Source organism: Blautia wexlerae DSM 19850 (assembly GCF_025148125.1).
GTDB classification, from domain to species: Bacteria; Bacillota; Clostridia; order Lachnospirales; family Lachnospiraceae; genus Blautia_A; species Blautia_A wexlerae.
The window spans coordinates 1339062-1356800 of record NZ_CP102267.1 but is presented as its reverse complement, the minus strand read 5'-3'; the positions used below and the strand labels follow the sequence as shown (position 1 = coordinate 1356800).

17 protein-coding genes and 2 pseudogenes are annotated in these 17739 nt (G+C 41.1%); 2 read left to right on the top strand and 17 right to left on the bottom strand.

Annotated features, from left to right (window positions below; translation table 11 throughout):
• Nucleotides 1-8: 8 nt before the first annotated feature.
• A pseudogene (locus tag NQ550_RS22465) lies at nt 9-182 on the bottom strand (DUF6783 domain-containing protein); the annotation flags it as partial.
• On the opposite strand from NQ550_RS22465, the pseudogene NQ550_RS22460 reads away from it, so the two are divergent.
• Nucleotides 120-287, top strand: a pseudogene (locus NQ550_RS22460) (DUF6783 domain-containing protein). The pseudogenes NQ550_RS22465 and NQ550_RS22460 sit on opposite strands and share 63 nt — an antisense overlap.
• Here NQ550_RS22460 and NQ550_RS06270 read toward each other — a convergent pair.
• The 10 genes from NQ550_RS06270 to eno form a co-directional block, all read right to left on the bottom strand.
• Nucleotides 250-1044 carry a phosphatidate cytidylyltransferase gene (locus NQ550_RS06270; protein WP_025580326.1) on the bottom strand — a complete coding sequence of 265 codons (795 nt, stop codon included), beginning with the start codon at nt 1042-1044 and terminating at the stop codon, nt 250-252. The pseudogene NQ550_RS22460 and the gene NQ550_RS06270 sit on opposite strands and share 38 nt — an antisense overlap.
• 3 nt (nt 1045-1047) lie before the next feature.
• Nucleotides 1048-1755: an isoprenyl transferase gene (locus NQ550_RS06265; RefSeq protein WP_008707655.1), complete on the bottom strand. Its 708-nt coding sequence runs from the start codon at nt 1753-1755 to the stop codon at nt 1048-1050.
• 135 nt (nt 1756-1890) lie between these two features.
• Complete coding sequence (gene frr, locus NQ550_RS06260) at nt 1891-2442, bottom strand: ribosome recycling factor (RefSeq protein WP_008707656.1); 552 nt, start codon at nt 2440-2442, stop codon at nt 1891-1893.
• Between the two features lie 69 nt (nt 2443-2511).
• Nucleotides 2512-3207 (bottom strand): UMP kinase, encoded by a 696-nt coding sequence (gene pyrH / locus NQ550_RS06255; RefSeq protein ID WP_008707658.1) that lies wholly within the window; start codon nt 3205-3207, stop codon nt 2512-2514.
• A gap of 80 nt (nt 3208-3287) precedes the next feature.
• Entirely contained in the window at nt 3288-4358 is a 1071-nt protein-coding gene (locus NQ550_RS06250; RefSeq protein ID WP_025580324.1) for a hypothetical protein, read from the bottom strand.
• A gap of 311 nt (nt 4359-4669) precedes the next feature.
• On the bottom strand, nt 4670-5260 hold the full coding sequence (locus NQ550_RS06245) for a cytidylate kinase-like family protein (RefSeq protein WP_025580323.1): 591 nt from the start codon (nt 5258-5260) through the stop codon (nt 4670-4672).
• Between the two features lie 154 nt (nt 5261-5414).
• A complete protein-coding gene (gene smpB, locus NQ550_RS06240) occupies nt 5415-5885 on the bottom strand; it encodes an SsrA-binding protein SmpB (RefSeq protein WP_025580321.1) in 471 nt (156 codons plus the stop codon).
• 75 nt (nt 5886-5960) lie between these two features.
• Nucleotides 5961-8213 (bottom strand): ribonuclease R, encoded by a 2253-nt coding sequence (rnr, locus tag NQ550_RS06235; RefSeq protein WP_081026523.1) that lies wholly within the window; start codon nt 8211-8213, stop codon nt 5961-5963.
• 119 nt (nt 8214-8332) lie between these two features.
• Nucleotides 8333-8569: a preprotein translocase subunit SecG gene (gene secG / locus NQ550_RS06230; RefSeq protein WP_008707669.1), complete on the bottom strand. Its 237-nt coding sequence runs from the start codon at nt 8567-8569 to the stop codon at nt 8333-8335.
• A gap of 87 nt (nt 8570-8656) precedes the next feature.
• Nucleotides 8657-9994 carry a phosphopyruvate hydratase gene (eno, locus tag NQ550_RS06225; protein ID WP_025580319.1) on the bottom strand — a complete coding sequence of 446 codons (1338 nt, stop codon included), beginning with the start codon at nt 9992-9994 and terminating at the stop codon, nt 8657-8659.
• 1160 nt (nt 9995-11154) lie between these two features.
• Here eno and NQ550_RS06220 point away from each other — a divergent pair.
• On the top strand, nt 11155-11982 hold the full coding sequence (locus NQ550_RS06220) for a delta-lactam-biosynthetic de-N-acetylase (protein WP_025581329.1): 828 nt from the start codon (nt 11155-11157) through the stop codon (nt 11980-11982).
• 361 nt (nt 11983-12343) lie between these two features.
• Here NQ550_RS06220 and NQ550_RS06215 read toward each other — a convergent pair whose 3' ends face one another.
• The 6 genes from NQ550_RS06215 to NQ550_RS06190 all read right to left on the bottom strand — a co-directional run bounded on the left by NQ550_RS06215 (nt 12344) and on the right by NQ550_RS06190 (nt 17534).
• A complete protein-coding gene (locus NQ550_RS06215) occupies nt 12344-13336 on the bottom strand; it encodes a cysteine ABC transporter substrate-binding protein (protein ID WP_025581342.1) in 993 nt (330 codons plus the stop codon).
• A gap of 292 nt (nt 13337-13628) precedes the next feature.
• Nucleotides 13629-14384, bottom strand: coding sequence for an amino acid ABC transporter ATP-binding protein (locus NQ550_RS06210; protein WP_008708208.1), 756 nt, complete (start codon nt 14382-14384; stop codon nt 13629-13631).
• Nucleotides 14385-14405: 21 nt separating this feature from the next.
• Complete coding sequence (locus tag NQ550_RS06205; protein WP_008708209.1) at nt 14406-15083, bottom strand: amino acid ABC transporter permease; 678 nt, start codon at nt 15081-15083, stop codon at nt 14406-14408.
• A complete protein-coding gene (locus NQ550_RS06200; protein ID WP_008708210.1) occupies nt 15064-15723 on the bottom strand; it encodes an amino acid ABC transporter permease in 660 nt (219 codons plus the stop codon). The genes NQ550_RS06205 and NQ550_RS06200 overlap by 20 nt, the downstream gene beginning before the upstream one ends.
• Nucleotides 15724-15901: 178 nt before the next feature.
• Nucleotides 15902-16522 (bottom strand): GDSL-type esterase/lipase family protein, encoded by a 621-nt coding sequence (locus tag NQ550_RS06195; RefSeq protein WP_008708211.1) that lies wholly within the window; start codon nt 16520-16522, stop codon nt 15902-15904.
• 244 nt (nt 16523-16766) lie between these two features.
• Nucleotides 16767-17534, bottom strand: a complete 768-nt coding sequence (locus NQ550_RS06190; protein WP_025581267.1) for a helix-turn-helix domain-containing protein — start codon at nt 17532-17534, stop codon at nt 16767-16769.
• Nucleotides 17535-17739 lie beyond the last annotated feature (205 nt).

Here is a 17739-nt window from a genome sequence, read left to right as displayed (position 1 = left end):
CAACAATTTTATAAAATTACTTCTGACCTGACAGTTCTCATATCAGAAAATACTGTAAACATGTATATCAGAAGAATATATGCTCCGTTAGAGCGCGTCTGAAAAAGGCTTTCTGCAAGATGTGCGTCACAATTTATGGGATATTTTGCCCGGATGAGGGCGCCGTAGCGGGCTATGGCAACTGAATTCGGGTGAAATATCCCGCAAAGTGGGGCGTGCAGATTGCGGGAATGATTTTTCAGACACGCTCTAGATCTCAATCATCACAAGAGAGAGGAAATAAATAACCGGTGCTGTGAAGATCACACTGTCAAATCTGTCAAGGATTCCTCCATGTCCCGGAATTAATTTTCCATAATCTTTAATCCCCTGATTTCTCTTGATCGCAGATGCAGCCAGATCGCCTACCATGGAAATCAGCGCTCCGATTGCACAGATCACAGCATATTCCAGCATCGGTCCCTGAGTGGCTGCTGCATAGATCACACCAAGAAGTGCAGCTCCTGCCACACCACCCACAGCTCCCTCCACAGATTTCTTAGGGCTGAGGACAGGTGCCATTTTATGTTTACCTATCAGCATTCCCACACAATATGCGCAGGTATCACATCCCCATGAGCACAGAAAGATCAGCCATACGTGGAACTTTCCACCGGGAAGCTCTCTGGTAAGATAAATAAACGACAACATAACTGCCACATACACAATACCAAACAGTGCAGGCATTACCTGCCCTGCCTCATAGGTTGGATAAGTGAACACGTATACAAACATGAGCAGCACAAGTCCGAAAATGATTGCCAGCACTCCATACCTCTCAAAATCAAGCAGTACTGCCAGATAATATAATACTGCGCCTAAATAGCCTGCTACTGCCAGCAGATTTATCTTCTCATCCTGCACCTTCATTGCTCTGTACAATTCTCTCATTCCAATGAGAGAAACCGCAAGAAGTGTGAAAAACAGCACATAATCACCGCTGATAATAGTGGCAAGCGCAATAATCACAAGCAGGATTCCGCTTAAGAGTCTTGTCTTAAACATTCTTTACTCCTCCTTAACTCCGCCGTATCTTCTGTCTCTCTGATTATATTTCTCAATAGCCTTAATCAGCTCTGCTTTATTAAAATCCGGCCATGCCACATCTGTGAAATAAAATTCTGTATAAGCCATCTGCCATAACAGAAAATTGGAAAGTCTCAATTCACCGCTTGTGCGGATCATCAGATCCGGATCAGGGATTCCTGCCGTATCTAGGTAATTGTCAAAAACATGCTCATCAATTTCTTCCGGCTTTACTTTTCCATCTGCAGCATCCTGAGCAAGTTTGCGGATACCTCTTATGATCTCATCTCTGCTGCCGTAGTTCAATGCGATTTGGAAATAGATTTCATCATATTTCTGAGAATATTGTTCCAGACGTGCAATACTTTCCTGAATATCCTGATCAAATGCCGAAACCTCTCCGATCACCCGGACACGCATTTTGTTCTTATCTGCCAGTTTAATACATTTTTTCAGATAACTTCGGAACAGTTTCATCAGACCGTCCACCTCATCTTTGGAACGTTTCCAGTTCTCTGTGGAAAAAGCATATACAGTCACATATTTAACTCCCAGCTCCTTCATATAGTCACAGACTGTTTCCAGATTTGCACAGCCCTTCACATGTCCGTAGCTTCTGGGCATTCCCTTTGCCTTCGCCCAGCGTCCATTACCATCCAGAATAATGGCAATATGATTTGGTACATTCATACTCTTGTTTCCTTTTCTTATCCTGTTATTCCTTTAACCTTACTGTCTCATCATAATGAACCACAGTTTCCGGTCCATTATCTCATTCAGATAAAAAGAGAGCCCGCATTCATGGAGCTCTCCTTTTCGTTTCCCTTATACGGTCATGATTTCTTTGCTCTTTGCATCCACTGCCGCATCAACTTCTTTGATATATTTATCTGTGCTCTTCTGGATTTTCTCCTCAAGTTCTTTGATCTCATCCTCAGATACATCCTGTTTTGCAAGTTTCTTAAATGCATCATTTGCATCACGACGAATGTTGCGGACTGCTACTTTGGCTGCTTCGCCTTTTTTCTTGACATCTTTAACCAGTTCCTTACGGCGTTCCTCTGTAAGTTCCGGGAATACAAGGCGGATTACTTTACCATCGTTGCTTGGATTTAATCCAAGGTCAGAGGTAAGGATTGCTTTCTCAATTCCTTTGATCAGGCTGCTTTCCCATGGCTGGATCTGGATCATACGAGCTTCCGGGACAGTGATATTTGCCACCTGCTGAAGAGGTGTCGGAGCTCCGTAATAATCTACGGCGAGTTTGTCAAGGATATGCGGGTTCGCACGTCCTGCACGAATTGTAACCAGTTCGCTCTCAAGGCTTGCCAGTGTCTTTTTCATCTTCTCTTCATATTTCTGAATTCTCTCATCCATTAGGTTCGTCTCCCTCTTTTCATAGTTTTTATATTACACTTTCTCTGTAAACTGACTTATAAGCCTTACTTATACAGTAACCTTAGTTCCGACAAATTTGCCATGTACTGCATTAATGATGCTGTCTTTTTCATCCAGTGCAAATACCAGCATCGGCATCTTCTGTTCCATACACATGATCGATGCTGTCAGATCCATAGCTGCCAGTTTCTTTGCAACTACTTCTTCAATGGAAATTTCATCATATTTTACTGCATTCGGGTTTGTCTTCGGATCACTGTCATAAATTCCGTCAACAGCTTTTGCAAGAAGGATTGCTTCTGCTTCGATCTCTACTGCGCGAAGTACAGTGGCTGTATCTGTGGAGAAGTAAGGATGTCCTGTACCGCCTGCAAAGAATACGATCTTGCCCTGTGCAAAGCTTGCTTCCACTGCATCCTTAGAGTAAAGGCTTGTAAATGCACCGCATACAAATGGTGTAAAGATTTCTGTCTTTAATCCAAGGTATCTGCAGATATCAGATACATAAATACAGTTCATAACTGTTGCAAGCATACCAATCTGATCAGCCTTATTCCTGTCGATAGTCTCACTGGTGCGTCCTCTCCAGAAATTACCTCCGCCGATCACGATGCCGATTTCCAGTCCTTCCTCAGCAATTGTCCTGATCTGCTTTGCAACTTCAATAACAGTCGCCTCGTCAAATCCGGTCTTCTTCTCACCGGCAAGGGCTTCACCGCTTAATTTTAATAATACACGTTTCATAGTAACTGTCTCCTGAAATTAATTTTATCGCAGGTAACAGAGGATCGGAATACCTCCTCTGTTACATTCGTAGTTCTATTCTACCATATTCCGGCAACAATTTCATTACCATTTTCATCAACTGTTGTAGAAACTGTGAAATTGCTGTAATAATGGAATCCTGTTTTACCTGTCTCAGGATCATCCTCATAGCTGCTGCCCTGTGGAGAACCGCATGCGCCTTCCAGTGCATCCAGAGACTGACCGATATACTGTTCTGCTGTGGAAATCATATCGCCGCCATTTCCCGGGTCATCGTTACTGCCCGGATCATCATTAGTACCCGGATTGTCTGAGTTTCCCCCATTGCCCGGATCATCTGAATTACCCCCGGTTCCATTGCCACTGTTATTATTCTGATCAGAACTGTTGTTACTATCTGTGGAATCAGAATTATCTGCAGACTTCTTATCACTGTCGTCTGTGGAATCTGATTCTGACTCACTGTCATCTGTAATGCCAAGACGTTCCTTTACCGCATCAAGCGTGGATACTTCTTTTGTTGATGTACCTGTCAGATATTTTGCATATGGGATCGCATCATCATCTGTGCCATCCATACATAACGTAATCTGCGAAATTGTTCCAAGCGGAATATCGCGGAAAAAGCATTCATTCTTGTCCTCATCAGCATATGCAATACGGATATCATAGGAAGCTGTACTCTTGTTGGATGTTGTCTGTGTATCTGATGTCTGTGTACCTGATGTCTGTGTATTTGCAGTCTGCATATAATACAGTGCCTTGTCCTTATCTGTCAGGGTAAACATTCCATTGATGAGATCATCTCCCCATCCTCCATCCTCGTCTGCATCATAATCCTCACTGTCTTCATCCACATGAGTCCGGATATAGAGTGACTGGATGTCATCCCCTGTATTATTTACAAACACAATCTTAGATGCTGTGGAAGTTTTCTCCCCCATTACATTCTTTATGTCTTCATCTGCTGTCTGCTGCATATCCACCATATCGACTGCCTTGGTTACTTCAGGAGTCGGAGTAGCTGTTACCTCTACAGGTGCTGTCTCTGTTGTCTTTTTCTTACCACATCCGGCAGCTGCCACTGTCATTACTAACAGACCTGCCAGTATTAAATAACGTTTCTTCATAATATATTCCCTCCTGCTATATGGAATATCTTTTTCTTTTTAACAATGTCATTTTTTCAATTTCCTATTATTGCAGAGTATCGAAAACTTGTCAACTAAGCCTCTGCCGATTTCATACAATTTTAAGACTTTCAGGTTTTTAAAGTTTCTGCCTGCGGACGCATTCTTATGAAAAAATCACATTTTTCCTACTTCATATTATTGCACAAAAGGAAGCACACACTGTAATCAGCGGATACTCCAACAGAAAGGACTGCCATGTTACTCTGGCAGTCCTTTCTTATCCTTTTGTGGTCATATTTAATATATTTCTATTCTGCAAGCTTCATCAGAAGTTCCACACATTCTTCCTCTGATAAAACCGAAGTATTCAGGCAGATATCATAGTTTTCCATTTTGCCCCATTCATGTCCTGTATAAAAGTTATAATAATCTCTTCTCTGACGATCTTTATATGCAATTCTGTCAAGTGCCTCTCTCTGAGAAATATGCTTATTTTTCTTGATCCGTTTAATACGGTCTTCCATATCAGATGCATAAATATACACACGAAGCAGCTGATTATCATCTTTCAGGATCTGGTCTGCACATCTTCCCACAAAAATACATGGACCTTCCTGTGCCAGGCGCTTCACTGTCTCTTTTTGCGCATGAAACATCTTCTCCGGAATTGTCAGGCGTTTTTTATCCTGCGATTCTTCCGACATCATTACTCCGATTGCATAGAGAAGACTGGTCTTGCCTTTAAATTCATTGATGATTTCCTGGCTGATTCCATGCCTCTCTGCTTCCTTCAGCAAAAGCTTACTGTCGTAACAGGGAACTCCCATTTTTTCTGAAAGCAAAGCTGCAATGTGTCTTCCACCGCTTCCATACTGTCTGCTGATCGTGATTGTTTTCATAGGGCACCACTCCTTTCAGCTCATCTGCCTGAAAAATGAATTGTTATTTTTTTATCTATATGATAGATTATACGAATTTTCGAATATTTTTGCAATATCCATTAATTTTTTCATAACATTTCACAATTTTGAGCCAAAGGATTTGGTAATATTATCAATATAGATTCTTAACCTTAAAGTCACGTTCTGCTTCTCTTCTCTGGTCTTTCTTTGCGATATCCTGTCTCTTGTCATAAAGTTTCTTACCTCGAGCCATTCCGATCTCTACTTTTACCAGACTGTCTTTGAAATAAACTTTCAGAGGTACCAGCGTCAGACCTTTCTCTTTTAGCTTTGCTTCGATTTTGTTGATCTCATACCTGTGAAGCAGCAGCTTACGGATCCTCAGGGGATCTTTATTAAAAATATTGCCTTTTTCATAAGGGCTGATATGCATTCCGTAGATGTAAACCTCTCCGTTTTCCACACGTATAAAGGATTCCTTAATACTACACTTACCCATGCGCAGGGATTTTACCTCTGTTCCTGCAAGGGCAATGCCGGCTTCATAAGTATCTTCTATAAAATAATCATGAAATGCCTTTTTATTATTGGCAATCAGCTTCATTCCTTTTTTCTTTGCCATAATATCCTCCAAGCCATTTTTATTTAACTCTCTTCTTCATCATCAAATACCAGAAGTGTATCCATACATTTTTATTTAATTCTCTTCTTCATCGTCCCGGATATCAGAAACCAGCTCAAAGTCTACAGTCTTGAGCATCTTATCTGCCTCTGCCACGCGGACACGAACCTTATCTCCCAGCTTGTACACTTTCTTTGTCATCTCACCGCGAAGTTCATAGCTCTCCTGGTCAAAAACATAGTAGTCATCACGCAGCGTGTTGACATGAACCAGTCCCTCTACAGTATTCGGAAGTTCCACATAAAGCCCCCATCCGGTAACACCTGAGATAATTCCCTCGAACTCTTCTCCCAGATGGTAGGACATGTATTCTGCTTTCTTCAGCTTGTCTGATTCACGCTCTGCCTCATCTGCGCGGCGTTCGCATACACTGGACTGCCTCGCAACTTCATCAAGGATTTCAGCATAGTGTTCGGTTCTGCCTTCACGCATCAGTCTGCCTCGTAAGTTATCCTTAATGATCCTGTGGATCTGCAGATCAGGATATCTTCTGATCGGAGATGTAAAATGGCAGTAATATTTTGCTGCCAGTCCAAAGTGACCGCTGCATTCTGTTGTATATTTCGCCTGTTTCATGGAACGCAACACCAGACGGCTGATCATTGCTTCATTCGGAAGCCCTTCGATACTTTCGATGATCTGCTGGATTTCTTTTGGCGTGATTTCTTCTTTTGCTTTCTGAATCTTCACACCCTGATTGTGAAGTAATGTCAGAAGACTCTCCACTTTCTCCGGATCCGGGTTATCATGGGTTCTGTATACAAACGGAATCTCTTCTGTGCAGTATTCCTGTGCCACAGTCTCATTTGCCATCAGCATGAAATCTTCAATGATTTTGGTTGCCACATTTGCTTCATATGGCTTAACATCGATTGCTTTTCCTGCTGCATTGAGAATAATCTTGCTCTCCGGAAAATCAAAGTCAATGGAACCTCTGTGATGGCGGCTGTTTCGTAAGATTCCGGACAGTTCTTTCATCATAAAGAACATCGGGATAAGTGCATCATACCGTTTCTTTGCTTCTTCGTCTGTGTCCTCAAGAATGTTCTTTACATCAGTATAGCACATTCTCTCATTTACGTTAATCACTGTTTCCGCGATCTGATGGGAAACTACCTTACCCTTTTCGTTAATGTCCATCAGGCAGCTCAACGCCAGTCTGTCCTCTCCCTGATTCAGAGAACAGATTCCATTGGAAAGACGTTCCGGCAGCATTGGCACAACGCGGTCTGCCAGATAAACACTGGTTCCACGTTTCAGTGCTTCCCTGTCCAGAGCACTGTTATACTGTACATAGTTGCTTACATCTGCGATATGGACTCCCAGATGATAGATATCCCCTTCTTTTGTCAGGGAAATCGCATCATCCAGGTCTTTGGCATCTTCGCCGTCAATAGTGACTGTCTGCAGATGTCTCAGATCCAGCCTTCCATCTCTGTCTGCATCCAGCACATGATCCGGAACACGCTGAGCCTGCTTCATTACTTTCTCAGGAAATTCACTTGGGATTCCGAAGCTCTTGACGATTGCCAGGATATCTGTACCCGGTGTTCGGATATTTCCCAGATTCTCCTTAATTTTTCCTTCAGGATTCTTATTTCCGGAGCCGTAATCTGTGATCACCGCGATTACTTTATCACCATTTTTAATTCCTGCTGCTTCTTTTCTCGGAATGAAGATATCCTTGGAAAATTTCGGATTATCACTGATCACAAAACCGAAATCCCGATTTAACTGGTAAGTTCCTACAATTTCAGGCATACCACGTTCCAGAACCTTCACAACTACACCTTCCTGGCGTTTTCCCTCTTTTTTGTCATCTCTGATGATGATCCTTACTTTATCCTGATGCATGGCTGTTCCTGTATCACTTTCAGGAATAAAGATATCCTCATCCTGTCCTTCGATTTCTACGAAGCCGAAACCTTTGGGATGTCCGATGAATGTTCCCTCAGCCTGGATTCCCTCCGGCTGCTCTTTTTTATTTTTATCTTTCTTCTTTCTACCATACTCTGATCCGTATTCTTCTCTTCGGTCATCGTAATAACGGTCATCTTTTTTCTTTTTCCATTTTCCTTTGACCTTTTCATATCTGCCCTTGCGGTCTACAGATACCTTTCCTTCCTCGCAAAGTTCGTCCAGAACATCATACAGCTCTCTTTTCTCTTCTTTTGAAAGTCTCAGAAGAGAAGAAATCTCGCGGAGTCTCATTGGCTGATAAATAGGATCTCCCATCAGTTCCAGGATAAACTTTTTTCTTCTGTCCATATCTTTTTTACTCATATTACTCCTCACAGCCTCCGCAGAGGACTTTTATCTGATTCAGCTCTTTATGACACAAAAAACACTCTTGCACATAACAAGAGTGTTTCAAATTTCTTTTCTGATTAACCAAGCATATTTAATGCTACAGAAATTACAAAAAATAAAATTCCCATAATAGTGGTTGCCTTAACAAGTCCGCCCTCCATGGAACGACCTTTGTTCTTACCCCAGTATGTTTCTGCTGCTCCGGCGATAGCACCAAGTCCCTGCTGCTTACCTTCCTGCATAAGAACTACTACTGTAAGAGCGATGCAATCTATTATGAAAATGACACTCAGAATGATCTTAATAATCTGCACTTCGTTACACCTCCTAATCAACTGAGTTTCATTGTAACATAGCCGGATTGGGATTTCAACCACAATTCAGAGTTTTTGTCAGGTTTCTTAACAATTTTTTTCATTTTCTTTAAAAGGATTTTCATACACTGCCAGTTCTCCCAAGGCCTCATGGATACGAAGAAGCTGGTTATATTTGGCATTTCGGTCCGAACGGCAGGGTGCACCTGTCTTAATCTGGCCGGCACCTGTGGCAACTGCCAGATCTGCGATAAATGAATCTTCCGATTCTCCTGATCTGTGAGAAATTACTGCCCTGTATCCCGCTTTCTGTGCCATTTCCACTGCGTCCAATGCTTCTGAAAGTGTTCCTATCTGGTTTAATTTTATCAGAATAGCATTTGCCGCTCCCAGTTTGATACCACATGCAAGACGTTTGATATTCGTGACAAACAGATCATCACCTACAAGCTGTATTTTATCTCCCAGTCTTTTTGTCATCTGTTTCCAGCCTTCCCAGTCATCTTCCTCAAGTCCATCTTCAATGGAAACAATCGGGAACTTCTCTGCAAGTTTTTCATAATATTCTATCATCTCGCCGGAATCCCTGAGAACTTCCTCCCCTTTCATTTTTCCTTCTCCGGGGAAAACATAAACGCCTCTTTCTTCATCGTACAGTTCACTTGCCGCAGCATCAATTGCAATGCTGATATCCTTTCCGGGTTCATACCCTGCCTTTTTTACTGCTTCCAGAATCACTTCCAGGACGCTTTCTGAATCGGAAAGATCCGGTGCAAAACCTCCCTCATCCCCGACTGCTGTTGACAGACCTTTTTGTTTCAGGATAATTCTGAGAAACTGGTATACTTCCGCACACATTCGGATCGCCTGCTCCATATTTTCCGCTCCCGTCGGCATAATCATGAATTCCTGTAAATCCACCGTATTGTCAGCGTGACGTCCCCCATTTAAGATATTCATCATCGGTACAGGCATCTGTCTGGTATGGCAGCCGCCAAGATACTGATATAAAGGAACGCGAAGAGCTGCTGCTGCCGCCCTTGCTACTGCCAGGGATACTCCCAGTGCCGCATTTGCCCCTACATTACTTTTATTGTCTGTGCCGTCTGTTTCTATGATTTTTTTATCAATATAGGACTGATCCAGAGCATTTTCTCCAAGAATTGCTTCTGCCAGCTTTGTATTTACATTCTCCACTGCTTTGCGGACACCAAGTCCGGTGTAGCAACCTTTTTCTCCGTCACGAAGCTCCACTGCCTCGAACTTTCCTGTGGAAGCTCCCGAAGGGACGATTGCCCTTCCCGTATATCCATTTATCCCGATCACACCTTCTCCTACTGTTACTTCTACTTCCACTGTAGGATTTCCTCTGGAATCAAGTACCTGTCTTGCATGAACCCTTCTTACAGGCAGATAACGTAACATATTAGAACCTCCTGATCATTTTAATAAACCGGTAACTGTTCCATATTTTCACAGTTACAGTTAAACCTCAAGTACAGCGTTTCGTAAATAACTATACCAATCGCGTAGGATGCGGATTCGAGTGTGCTGGTATAAAAACGCAGGCGTAGCGGGCTACGCTGAGGCTTTTAGACCTGTGCAATCGGATTCGCAGACAAGTGAGTGGTATAGTTATTTCGAAAACGATGTACTAGTCAAAATACGTCACTGAGAACGGCGTGAACAGTAACGTAATTTGACTTGCATATCTTTACAACCATATTTTTACCCAATATGCTTCCGGCTATGCATTGTCTATATTTATTATTATTTTCAGAATATTTTATCAATACAAATAATTTTAATATTATCTTTTAAATATTTTTGCAAATTTTCTATTTTTATTCTTGACATTTCATTCTTTATCTGTTATATTAAGTTCATAAAACAAAAGGGATTACGAAAAACAAAAAAGTAAAGGAGTGAGACCACCGAAAACATAATCTTTTCTTCATAATTTAAGAAAGCGAGGTACAGACCACCAGAATAGCAAAGTTTCAAATTCATGACTTATAAGAAAGGCAGGTACGGACCACCAAGAACTTAAGCTTTTAAATCCAACTAAGTTTTATAAGTAGTTCCTATCAAACAAGGAAGGTACAGTCCAATGGAAACCTAACGATTTATCTTATTTTGAACGTAACAGTTAAACATTCTAAAGAAGGTACGGTCCAATGGAAATTTAATGATTTACCTTATTTTTAAAGTGACATTCAATCAAAATAAGGAAGGTACGGTCCAATGAAACGTTAACGATTTACCCTATTATAAAACGTAACCGTTCATTTACATGAAGAAGGTACAGTCCAATGAAAACTTAACGATTTACCCTATGAAACTATAAAAGGAAGGTACAGACCAATGGGACAGTAAGTTGAACCGTTAATTTCATAATTCAAATTCATACAATTTCATAATTTATTTTACAGAAAGTGAGGTATCATCCCTTGGATACAGAATCTTAACAGGAGCCACGATGAAATATAAATCTGTGGCTCTTTTATTTGTCATTCAGCTTCTATAGTTCCCCTCTTTCTCATATATTAAACTAATATCATTCCGTTCTGAGGTTAATACTCTCTATGCATCTCAAATACATATCTTCCACTCGGATTTTCTCTTCCAGATTTACCAAGATTTTTCTTCTTTTCTGTGCTTGTGCATTTATAGGTTCCTCTATAGGAAAAATCGTATCGCACAACACTGCCAGACAGACTGCTGCTTCTGCCCAAAGTTCCAACTGGGGACTCAGTTTTCAGGAAGAAGGCAAACGTCCTGTTGGAAATGCAACGATAGAAGAACTGGCTCAGTACAATGCCTTTTTTGCTGAAGATCCCGAAGAAAAGAAAATCTATCTCACCTTTGACGCAGGCTTTGAAAATGGAAATACTCCTGCTATTTTGGATGCACTGAAAAAACATCAGGCACCTGCTACATTTTTTGTGGTTGGAAATTTCATTTCGGAAAACAAAGATCTGATCAAACGAATGGAAACGGAAGGGCATATTGTCGGCAATCATACTATGACGCACCCGGATATGTCAAAAATTTCCACAAAAGAATCTTTTCAGAAAGAATTATCCGATGTAGAAAAAATTTACAGGGAAATTACAGGAAAAGAAATGACAAAATTTTACCGCCCCCCACAGGGCATCTACAGTACACAGAATCTGTCTATGGCCAGAGAACTGGGATACCACACATTTTTCTGGAGCCTTGCCTATGTAGACTGGTACCAGGATAACCAGCCAGATCCGCAGGAAGCTATTGCAAAACTGACGAAACGGATTCATCCGGGAGCTATTGTACTGCTGCACAGCACCTCTTCCACTAATGCGCAGATTCTGGATGAACTGTTGGATAAATGGGAAGAGATGGGATATTCCTTTCATTCTCTGAATGAATTATGATCATTTAACATTTTCCGATACTGTTCACACACCACTATCCCGCGAGGTGTTTTGGCATGAATATGCCAAAATCCCGAGACATACAAGCCAAAATTCCATTGCCGCAGGCAATCTGGAATGAATTTTGGCTACGTTACTGTGAACGGAGTGAACAGTAACCATTTTCCCATTTACAAAGTCACATACAAAAATGACAGAATTTTGAAATATCTGACACACTTGCAATAAACAAAAATTGATCATTATCTCAAAATGAAACGCACTCCACAGGAATGTCCTAATGGAGTGCGTCTCACTTTGTTTATAAATCAATACTTTAGAGAATATCAAAATTATAACTTTTATACTGCATTTACACTGCTTATTCAGCGTCTGCTGCCTCTGTCTCTTCCGGTTCTTCTGTTGTTTCCGCTTCTTTAGTGTCATCGGAGGCTGCATCAGAATCTTCTGTCTCTGCTGCATCTGCATCCTCAGCTTTCTCTTCGCTGTCCACAACACCACCTTCAACTACCAGGTCATCCGGATTGATGTTGTCACCGTATACAGGTTTCAGAGTTTCTTCGAAATCTTTATGGAAGAACTGTTCATCTGCCAGAGATTTAATCTCATCGTTGATTGCGTTCAGAAGGTCTGTGTTACCCTTCTGTACTGCTGGTGCGATCGTATCAATATCACCAAGAGATTCAATTCCTACAGAGAATCCTTCATTCTGCTGAGCCCATGCAAGTACTTCTGTATTGTCTGTGGAGAATGCATCTCCTCTTCCATCAAGAAGCGCATCGTATGCTTCCTGGTATTCATCAAATTTTACAAGTTCAATATCCGGATAGTTATCTGTGAAATATGTCTCTGCTGTTGTTCCTTTTACAACGATCAGCTTCTTGCCTTCCAGATCTTTTACATCTTTGATCAGCGCATCATCAGGAGAAACAACTCCAAGAGCTACCTTCATATATGGAAGTGCGAAGTCTACTTTCTCCGCTCTGTCATCGGTTACTGTAAAGTTTGCAAGGATCACATCTACTTTTGCAGACTGCAGATATTCTACACGACTTGCTGCCTCTACATAAGTAAATTCTGCATCGTCTTCACTTCCCAGAAGGTCTTTTGCAAGTCTTTTTCCAAAGTAAATATCGTATCCCTGAACATCACCGTTTTCATCTACATATCCAAATGGATTCTTGTCACTGAATACACCGATTTTGATCTTTCCGTCTTTTTTGATCTCATCCAGAGTACGGGCCTGTGCAGTGTTTCCACCGTCATCTGCCGCACTTACAAGAATACTTCCGCCAAGAAGTGTTGTTGCTGCTACACCTGTTGCTAATAAGACTGCTAATATTTTTTTCTTCATGTTCTTTTCCTCCATGTTTTTAAAAATATGATTTTATTATAATTTTTATAACTAGTACATCGTTTTCGAAATAACTATACCACTCACTTGTCTGCGAATCCGATTGCACAGGTCTAAAAGCCTCAGCGTAGCCCGCTACGCCTGCGTTTTTATACCAGCACACTCGAATCCGCATCCTACGTGATTGGTATAGTTATTTACGAAACGATGTACTAGCTCTTATGATATCCTGCTATTTCGTGGATATTATCATCCATTTCAGGATTTATAAAATATTCTGTTTTCCTCTATTCTATTTTTTCACTGTTTCATAATGGAAACTGTTCAGGAACTGTTTTGCCCTGTCAGTCTCCGGATTATCAAAGAACTGTTCCGGAGTGTTCTCTTCTACAATGTTTCCCTTATCCATAAAGATCACTCTGTCTGCTACGGAACGGGCAAATTCCATCTCATGAGTGACGATCAGCATGGTCATTCCTGTCTTTGCAAGTTCCAGTACTACCTGAAGTACTTCTCTTACCATCTCAGGATCAAGTGCTGCTGTAATCTCATCCAGAAGCATGATCTCCGGATGCATCAGCATGGCACGTACAATGGCAACTCGCTGTTTCTGACCACCGGAAAGCTGCCTTGGATAATTATCTTTCTTATCCAGAAGACCAACTCTGTCAAGAAGCTGCTCCGCTTCCTTTTTCACTTCTTCTTTATTTCTTTTCTGTACTTTCATTGGTGCCAGAAGAAGATTATTTAAAATTGTCATATTCGGGAAAAGATCATAGCTCTGGAAAACCATTCCTATCTTCTCTCTGACTTTGCTTATATTCTTTTTTTCTTTCTCATAGCTTACACCGTTAAGCTTCAGTACACCGGTGTCAATCTCTTCCAGGCGGTTGATACATCGCAGGAAGGTACTTTTTCCACATCCGGAAGGTCCTACGATCACTACCACTTCTCCCTTTTGCAGAGAGAAGGAAACATCATCCAGAATAGGAACATTGTTTACATATGATTTCTTTAAATGTTCTACTTCTAAAATCGGCTGTCCCATTCATTTATCCTCATTTCTCTATTAATCAGCAAACTTCTTTTCCAGTACTCTGGAGAGTCTGGAAAATGGAAAACATATGATAAAATACATAAAGAATACTGCACCGTATACCCAGAGGGCCGCTGTCGGATTTGTATAACGTGATGCATCTATGATCTGTTTTCCAACTTTTAACACCTCTACTACTCCGATAAGAGCTACCAGTGATGTGGTCTTGATCATTCGGGTAAGAAGATTCACTGCGGATGGAAGAAGTCTTCTTATAGTCTGCGGAAGGATAATATAAAGATAGACCTGCCATTTGTTTAATCCAAGACCGTATCCGCTGTCATACTGGTGTTTAGGAATGGAGATCAGCGCACTTCGCACCAGATCACCCATTTCAGCAGTTCCCCAGAATGTAAATACAATGACCGCCGCTGTCTCACCGGAAAGATTCATCCCCAGATGCTTGGCCGCTCCGAAATATACCAGGAACAAAAGCACCAGCTGCGGCATGATTCTTACTATTTCAAGGTAAATGCGGCAGATAAACTTAATGATTTTATTTGGGATATTCATTACCATCCCAAGAAGAAATCCAAGGATTATGGAAAATACCATGGAAATCAGTGCAATTCTTATTGTTACCCACAAGCCCTGCCAGAGTCTTAATGAGTTGATTCCCTTAAAAAGAACCTCAATCCCCATATTCTGCATAGCGGACTCTCCTTTCTACAAATGAACAGATAAGTGAGATTGGTAAAAGTATGATCAGATATGCGATTACCAACATAAACAGGGCTTCATCTGTTTTGTAATAAATTCCGATCAGGTCTTTTGTCACAAACATCAGGTCTGCAAGTGCTACTGCACTGAATACGGAGGTTTCCTTAATAAGAAAGATCGCATTTGCACAGAATGCCGGAATAGAATTGGATACTGCCTGGGGCAGGATAATGTTTGTAAATACCTGACTCTTACTCATTCCAAGGCTTAATGCGGATTCCACCTGAATGGGCGGAACATTGTCCAGGCCGCTTCGGAAGGCTTCTGCCATATAACTGCCTCCGAGAAAGGTCAGTCCTGTGATCGCACACTGTTCTGAACTGAGGACAATCCCTATTTTCGGAAGACCGAAATACAGGAAAAACAACTGAATCAACAATGGTGTATTTCTGGACAGTTCAATGTAACATTCCACGATCTGACGAAGTACAGGAATCCTGAAATACTTAATCATGCTGCAGACAAGCCCAACCACAATGGCAAGCAACACACCAATCACCGCCATGTGAAGTGTAAGCTTTGCTGCCTCAATATAAAGAGGTGTCTGCTCGCGGATAAACTCAAAATCCATGGTTACTTTATTCTCCTTCTATTATTATGATTTAGAGCATATTTGAAAAACGCTCTGGTGTGCCTGTTCCACTTATTACTTTTCAATCCACTGCTATTTCGGTTAAAGCAGGTAGTTTACTTGATTTAGTTAAAGCGTTACATCTGCACATCTGTGAACTATCATAACATTTCAGGCTTCATCCTGCAAGCTTTTCATAAATTGCATCTGCAAGTCTGCTATGTCCCAGTTCATCCAGATGCTCCTGATCGGCTTCTCCCGGTCGGGCAAATTCTGAAGCCGGAAGATAAGAAATATTTCTTCTTCTGGCGATTTTCTCATACACCCGGGGCAGATTCCATGATACTTCGATAGAATTCTTATCGAATTCCGGATCAAAATCCTCTTCCCAGATTCTCTCCCCAAGGTAGATTGGAGATACCAGTAATATTTTGGCATCCGGGTTTACAGTGTTGATCTGATCAAGGAGCTGTTCAATCCCCTGTCCGATTACTTCCGGGGTTGCGCTGTATACACTTTTACAATCGTTCGTGCCAAGCATGAGAACGATAGTGTCTACTGGTCTGTGGCTCTCAAGGATTGCCGGAAGCATTTCTGTTCCTCTTCTTTCTGTACGGAATGGATCATCGAATACGGTGGTTCTTCCGCAAAGTCCTTCTTCGATTACTCTGTAGCCTTTTGTTCTTACTTTGTCATCCAGGATGCTGGTCCAGCGGGTACCCCATCCGTATCTCTGATTAGTAGTTCCCGGGATTAAACCATATGTATTGGAATCACCGAAACATAAGATTTGTTTCATGTCTTGTCACCTTCTTATCTGATATTTTTAATGGGATTTTTGTTTTCCCTGTTTTCATATTGATTTGATAGGAATACTATACAATCTTTATTTTTGTTTGTCAAGCCCTTTTTTGTATTTTTTGAAAATGTTTATTTGTACGTCATAAGTCATAAAGGGACGCTCAGAAATATTTTTATTTTCCGTGCGGTTTCGGGACCTATAGCAATCCTCGTAAATAATCAAAAAATTTTTGATACCGATATTATTTCCAGTCCTGAACTTTATATTTTTTATATTTTGCAGGTGTCGTGCCTGTATATTTTCTGAAGATTTTTATAAAATAGCTCTGTGTGGAAAAGCAAAGATATTCACTGATCTGTGCTGCTGTATAATCTGAATAGGTCAGCATATTACAGGCAGCTTCTATCCGTTCTTTCTGAATATAGTCGACAAAAAGCATTCCTGTTTCTTTTTTAAACAATCTGGAAAGATAACTGGCACTGATCCCTGCTGCCTCTGCAGTTTCTTCCAGTGTAACGGGAACATGCAGATGAAGATGAATATATTTTACTGCCGCTTCAATTTCTCTGCTGTAATGTTGCATCCCGGACTTCTGCACTTCCTGGGCAAATCTCAGGGCTGCTTTTTGTGATAACTTTTCTATAGAAGATTTGCTGGTGCACTCTTCTACTGTCTGAATATAACCGTCACTTAATGCATAAGCAGTTTCTTCAGGTACACCACCTTCAATGGCAGCTCTGGTAAACAGCGTAATTCCTGCTATAAACATATTTTTACTGTTTCTCAGTTCATTTCTGGACAGGATTCCCGGGGTTCCATCCGGTGTGAGCTGAAAAACAGACTGTATTCTGTCTGTCTGACCATTCCTGATAGCATCATACTGCCGACGCTCACTTGCATAAGATTCATGTTTCTGTAAATTTTCACGTCTCTCAAATAGAGTATTCCTGCTTCTGTTCTCTGCAATCTGTTGTTCTTTTTCATTGTATTCCTTACTTTTCTCCTGCATCTTTATTCCTCTCGCATATATAGCAATATTTTATTATTTATAACAATATTTTACTATATTTTATCATTTACAGGTGATATAGTCCAGATAAAGGCAACACAAACAATCTGTTTGTTACTGTTCACTCCGTTCACAGTAACGTAGCCAAAATTCATTCCAGATTGCCTGCGGCAATGGAATTTTGGCTTGTATGTCTCGGGATTTT